This is a genomic window from Mesorhizobium sp. M7A.F.Ca.ET.027.03.2.1 (genome assembly GCF_003999175.1).
Lineage (GTDB): Bacteria > Pseudomonadota > Alphaproteobacteria > Rhizobiales > Rhizobiaceae > Mesorhizobium.
The window spans coordinates 1-5,635 of record NZ_RZOM01000333.1 but is presented as its reverse complement, the minus strand read 5'-3'; the positions used below and the strand labels follow the sequence as shown (position 1 = coordinate 5,635).

Sequence of the window (5,635 nt, the reverse complement as noted above, 5' to 3'; positions counted from 1 at the left end):
GTGCAGCGCTGCGATCACCGCGACGATCGCCATGGGCAATGCACAGTCCTACATTCTGTTGCGCTGGCTGAGCGGCTCGACCGGCCAGGCGACGGCGCTCGATGCAGGGCTAGCACTCGCTTGCCTGTTGCCGCTGACGCTGCCGCTGTTCCTCGCCGCGCGCTGGCTGGACATCCTGCCGCTCGGGTCCGACAGCGCACGCGGGCTGGGCGTGCCGGTCGCTGGCGGACGATTGATGCTGATCGTCGTTGCCGCGCTCCTGACCGCGCTGGCCGCCATGGTCGTCGGACCGTTGAGCTTCGTCGGCCTGATCGCGCCACACCTTGCCCGGCTGGTCGGCTTTTCGCGCGCACGCGTCCATCTCGCCGGAGCGATGGTTCTGGGTGCCTTGCTGATGATCGTATCGGACTGGCTGTCGCGCATGGCGGCCTTTCCCTACGAACTGCCTGCCGGCCTGTTCGCTTCGCTGCTTGGCGGGCCGTATCTCGTCTACCTGCTTGCCAAGGGCGTGCCGCGCCAGGGCTGACGGGTTCCGAAATGCTATGAGGTTCTATCCAAAGGGCTAGGCCAGTGCGGCCAAGCTGGCGCGCATCGATCGGTCACGTTCCGGCAGCCGTGATACGGTCGGCAGGCCGCGGGCTTCCTGGGCACCGAAGCCCAACCGTGTCAGACAGGCTCGCGCCAAGGCCGCATTGCTGTCGATGACGACCAATCCATTGATATCGTTGAGGCTGGCGGCCACCACCGACAGTTCGGTGCAGCCGAGCAGGGCTGCATCGGCGCCGGCCGCTTGCGCGATGTCGAGCGCGCGCTCGGTTTCAACCGCCGCATCCGCGATCGAACCTGCCTTGACGAGGCTGATCGCGCTGTCGACGCAGGCTTGAAACTCGGTGTTCGCGGGAAGGCAGAGCTCAAATCCCGCCGCCGACATCCTGTCCTGATAGAAGCCGGAGACCAGCGTGCCTTGGGTGGCGAGAACAGCAACCCGGCCCTGATCCAGGCTGCGACGCGTCTCCGTCACCACAGCATCTCCGATATGGATGATTTCCGCGCGCGAATTCGCCGCCAGTTGGCCGTACCAATGGTGGGCGGTGTTGCACGGCATCGCGATGCGGGCGACGCCGAGCGCATTGAGCGTCGCGACCGCGGCTTTCAAAGGCGCCAGCGGCCCATCATGGCCGGCAAGGATCGCTTCGGTCCTGTCGGGCAGCTGCGGGACACTGAGAATCACGGCAGGCACATGTTCGTTGTCTCTGAGCGCCTGGGTCATCCGGGTCAGCTTGAAGTAGAAATCAGCCGAAGCAAGCGGCCCAAGACCGCCGATAATGCCGAGCTGGGGACGGATGCTGTCGTCGATCATCTGACAGGCTCGGCTTCGAGCTGGTCCGAGGCGACGTCAGGCTGCGTCGTCTCCCTGTGGCTGGGAGCGATCATTGCCGTGCTCGCCGCGACGGTGCAGACGCTGGCCAGCGTCATGAACGTGTCGACGGCTGCATCCACCGCGACGAACAGGACGAACGCCGCCTCGAAGGGAAGCTTCAGGTAGCCGCACACGATGGACATCTGGGACAGGATGAGCAGGCTACCCATGCCGCCGGTGGTGAGCGCGAGAAGCGCTGAGATGATGCCGACGAGCACGAGGTCCGAGACTGCAAGCTGGTGGCCGTAAAGCTGGGCGATGAACAGCGCACCCGAAGTGTAGAGCAGCGCCGGGCCAGTGCGCAGCAATGCCGCCTGCAGCGGCACGAGCAGTTCGACCACCACCAGGCTGAACCGCAGGCGCTCGCTCAAAAGGTTGATGACCCAAGGCAGCGAGGCAACCGTAGAGCGTGTGGTGATGGCCACCATGAGAAGGGGTTGGCAGGTCTTGATCGTGGTCCAGTAGCTTCGTCGCGACCGGATGGCGATAATGGCAAAAGCCCCGGCAACGAATATGAGGCAGGAAAGGCCCATCACCAGCAGGTAACCGCCCATCAGCGTGAGCGGCTTGGTTCCGGTCGACGCGGTCTGGTCCGCGATCAGGATGAAGGTTGCAAAGGGCAACCCCCAGATGAACCAGTTGGTGAGCACCGTGCAGGCCCGGTAGACCGCGTTGAGCGCTTGGGTCAGGCTCATGGACGTGGGCTGGGGAATCTTCCCCATCGCGAGCCCGAAAAGCAGGCAGAACAGCAAAACCTGGATGGTCTGGCCCGAGGCAAGCGCGTTGAAGACGTTGTTCGGCACCAGGTCGAGCAGAATCGAGTGCCCGCCATTGGGATCCCCATTGGAGGGCGGCGGCTGGAACGGGAAGGCGAGATCGGTGGACACGCTGCCTTGCGAATTTATGAACTCGCCAAGCTCGATGCGCGACTGCGGATTCTCGATCTGGCCCGGCTGCAGGATCAACGACAAGGTGCCGCTCACCAGCACGCTCAGGAACGACACGACCAGAACGGCCATACCCACCTTGCCGAGGTAGCGGACCGATTTGGGATCCTGAACCATTGCCGTGATGGAGAAGATGACCGACGAGACCAAATAGGGCAGGACGACCATCTTGAGGAAATTCAGGTAGAGCTGTGCGACAGGGCTGATCGCATGGGCGAAGTCTGGATAATAGAGGCCGCACAGTATCCCTGCAGCAATCATCACAATCGTCGTCACGGGCGAGCGCAGGATGCGGCTTGCCGCGAGGCGCCAGTCGAAAGGCAGGGGTCCGGCTACCTCGGAGATGGCCATGTCAGGCTTTGCTCCCCAGGCGATAGCGGGCGATGATCTCATCCGTGTTGAGAATCTGCTGACCCCGCGCGAGATCGAGATAGAGATCGACAAAGGCCGCGAGGTGCGGATTGTCGGGCCGCACGCCGACTGCGATCGTATCGACCTTGTCGGTCAGCGTGATCGAGCGCGCGACGACCGTCATCGACGGATCGTCGACCATCAGCTTCTTGATCTCGAAATCATCGCGATAGGCCATGTCGATCGTCCCGTTTCGGATCGCATCGATGATCAGATCCCAGCTTGCCAGGCGGTGGATTTGCGCATGCGGGAAGGTCGTGGCCGCATAGGTGGCGAATGAAGAGCCCTCGATCACGCCAAGATCGCCTGAGAAATCACGGACGATCTGTTCGGCCGGTTTGCCTTGCGCGATACGCGCCAGGTTGAGGCGGTTGGCGATCAGCCCTTGCCGCAGCATGGCGTAGGGGCGGGAATAGATGATCGACCGGCCGCGCTGAAGCGTCCGGCTGAGCTTGCCAATCGCCATGTCGGCCTGTCCGGAACTGACCTGACTGACGATATCGTCGAACGTTGCGGCGGATCGGTCGAATACCGGCTCGACGCCAAGCGCCGCGGCGATGCCGTGGGCCAACTCCATGTCTATGCCATCGTCCCCCGATCCGTCGGCCGGAAAGAACGGATTGGAAGCGAAGGCCGGCATTGCGATGCGCAATGCATCGCCGCTCGCGATAGGTTGAGGGGCGTTCTCCGCCTGCTGTCCCGGAGTGCTGGCTGCGCGGGCTTGCGAGATCAGCAACCCGCCGCTCCCGGCCGCAAGCAGTGTACGACGTGTAACCGACATGCGCGTTCTCAATTAACCCGGGAAAGCTGCAACATGCACAACCCGCGTTAAACAAACGTATATATTACACTGTGCCTTTTTATGTATTGGATAAGCAGCTCAGCGCCACAAAATATCAGCATTGCCTAATATATTAGGAAAAGCGGAAGGATCGCGTTGCTTCCCGCCGGGCGATCAGGTGGGTTGTCAAAACGTCTCAATCCAGGGCCGTAACTCAAGCTCCGAGCTCCAGGCGCTGCGATGCTGGCGATGGGTTGTGAGATAGGCCTCGGCGATGGCATCCGGCGACAGGCGGCGGTCCGGCCGGTCGGGATCGGCTGCCTGTCCGGGCGGCGCGATCTGGCCGTCGATAATGAAATGGACGACGTGGATGTTCTGCGGGGCGAGTTCGCGGGCCATGGACTGCGCCAGGCCGCGCAGGCCGAATTTCGGCATGGCAAAGCCGGCCGAGCCGGGAAAGCCCTTCACACTGGCAGTGGCGCCGGTGAACAGGATCGAACCGGATCCCCGGACAAGCAGCCGGCGCGCCGCCTGCTGGCCGACCAGGAAGCCGCCATAGGCGCCGACCAGCAATGCCTGTTTGACCGCTTCCGCATCGAGCTGGGCGATCGGGCCGCGGGTGCGTGCGCTGGCGTTGAACACCAGGAGCGCCAGCGTGCCGGCCTTGTCGGCGGTGTCGAACAGCCTGGCGACGGACGCAGCGTCGGCGACATCCGTCTCAACGGCCAGAGCACCGGTTTCGTCGATCAGAGCGCTGAGCTTCTCGACGTTGCGGGCGGCCAGAACCACGCGAAAGCCTTCCCGGGTGAGAAGGCGCGCAAGCGAGGCGCTCAGACCAGCGCCCGCGCCTGCAATAACGGCCACATCGGATGAGGTCATGATTTTTCTCTCCTTGCGGATTTCGGCGGAAGCGTTTCGCCAGATCAGGCAAGGTCGCGCCTTCGCGGCCGGCAGGCAAGAGGTGGCATCTCGGTGGCTGTTGAACCAGACGGGCTGCAGAAACGACGTTGCGCGGTCCAACATCGCCTGTGGCGCTACGAAAGCCGCTCGGCCTTCAGCACCGAGACCGCCACTTCGAAAGGGGCAAGGCTTGGACCTTGCCCGCTGCCCGGATTCATTAGACCAATATTTTGACGGTAGAATCGTCAGGTTTCGCAAAGCTGTCGGCGATCTCATCAATGGGACTGGAGCGTGGTCCCGAAAAGTGGGAAACGGTTTTCGGAAAAGATCATGCTCAACAAGGAAACGACTATGGAACCAATCTGGGCCGTCGGCCTGATGACCGGCACGGTGCTGGACGGCAACATCGACGTCGCGCTGATCAAGACCGACGGCGAACGTATCGAGGATTTCGGCACCTACCGGCTGATGCCCTATCCTCCGTCGATCCGCTCCCTGCTGGAAGAGACGCTGACGGAGGCGCGGGCGTGGAACTTTGTCGGGCCGGAGCCGGCGATCTTCCGCACCGCGGAGGAAGCCTTGACGCGTGCCCAGTCAGCAGCCGTCAAGGAGTTGGTCGAAGGCTATGGCGTGACGATGGCCGATATCGGCGTCATCGGTTTTCACGGCCAGACCGTGCTGCATCGTGCGCCGCAGGCTGGACGGCTGGGCCAGACAAGGCAACTCGGCGATGGTGAGCTGATGCATGCCATATTGGGTACCAAGGTCGCTTACGATTTCCGCTCGGCCGACATGCGCGCCGGGGGGCAAGGCGCGCCGCTGGCCGCGGTCTATCACACCGCGCTGATGCGCGGCGCCGGCGCCAATGGCGAGGTGGCGGTGCTCAATCTCGGCGGCGTCGCCAACATCACCTGGTGGGATGGCGCCGACAATGTCGTTGCCTTCGACACCGGCCCCGCCAACGCGCCGCTGAACGATTTCATCAAGTCGAAGGGGCTCGGCGAGATGGACCGCGACGGCGCGCTCGGCGGTGCGGGCAAGGTGGACGAGGCGCGGCTGGCCAAGCTGCTGCAGCACCCCTATCTCACCAAGCCCTATCCCAAATCGCTGGACCGTTTCGACTTCGGCGCCGCCATGGCGGAAGGGCTGGATGCGGAGGATGGCGCGGCACTGCTG

At 63.4% G+C, this 5,635-nt stretch carries 6 protein-coding genes; 2 read left to right on the top strand and 4 right to left on the bottom strand.

Features of this window, described 5'->3' with window-relative positions:
* A partial coding sequence (locus tag EN750_RS16225) for an iron chelate uptake ABC transporter family permease subunit (protein WP_145967702.1) occupies positions 1-526 on the top strand: 526 nt, incomplete at its 5' end.
* Positions 527-562: 36 nt separating this feature from the next.
* Here EN750_RS16225 and EN750_RS16220 read toward each other — a convergent pair.
* The 4 genes from EN750_RS16220 to EN750_RS16205 all read right to left on the bottom strand — a co-directional run bounded on the left by EN750_RS16220 (position 563) and on the right by EN750_RS16205 (position 4,438).
* A complete protein-coding gene (locus tag EN750_RS16220) occupies positions 563-1,360 on the bottom strand; it encodes an amino acid racemase (protein WP_127397008.1) in 798 nt (265 codons plus the stop codon).
* Positions 1,357-2,718 carry a cation:dicarboxylase symporter family transporter gene (locus EN750_RS16215; protein WP_127397007.1) on the bottom strand — a complete coding sequence of 454 codons (1,362 nt, stop codon included), beginning with the start codon at positions 2,716-2,718 and terminating at the stop codon, positions 1,357-1,359. The genes EN750_RS16220 and EN750_RS16215 overlap by 4 nt, the downstream gene beginning before the upstream one ends.
* 1 nt (position 2,719) lies before the next feature.
* A complete protein-coding gene (locus tag EN750_RS16210) occupies positions 2,720-3,559 on the bottom strand; it encodes a transporter substrate-binding domain-containing protein (RefSeq protein ID WP_164748642.1) in 840 nt (279 codons plus the stop codon).
* Between the two features lie 186 nt (positions 3,560-3,745).
* Positions 3,746-4,438: an SDR family NAD(P)-dependent oxidoreductase gene (locus EN750_RS16205; RefSeq protein WP_127397006.1), complete on the bottom strand. Its 693-nt coding sequence runs from the start codon at positions 4,436-4,438 to the stop codon at positions 3,746-3,748.
* Between the two features lie 372 nt (positions 4,439-4,810).
* Between EN750_RS16205 and EN750_RS16200 the strand changes: the two genes are divergently transcribed.
* A partial coding sequence (locus EN750_RS16200) for an anhydro-N-acetylmuramic acid kinase (RefSeq protein WP_145967699.1) occupies positions 4,811-5,635 on the top strand: 825 nt, incomplete at its 3' end.

Excerpts from the sequence above, each read along its gene's own strand:
- EN750_RS16220 (WP_127397008.1), bottom strand. The coding sequence starts at position 1,360 with ATGATCGACGACAGCATCCGTCCCCAGCTCGGCATTATCGGCGGTCTT.
- EN750_RS16215 (WP_127397007.1), bottom strand. The coding sequence starts at position 2,718 with ATGGCCATCTCCGAGGTAGCCGGACCCCTGCCTTTCGACTGGCGCCTC.
- EN750_RS16210 (WP_164748642.1), bottom strand. The coding sequence starts at position 3,559 with ATGTCGGTTACACGTCGTACACTGCTTGCGGCCGGGAGCGGCGGGTTG.
- EN750_RS16205 (WP_127397006.1), bottom strand. The coding sequence starts at position 4,438 with ATGACCTCATCCGATGTGGCCGTTATTGCAGGCGCGGGCGCTGGTCTG.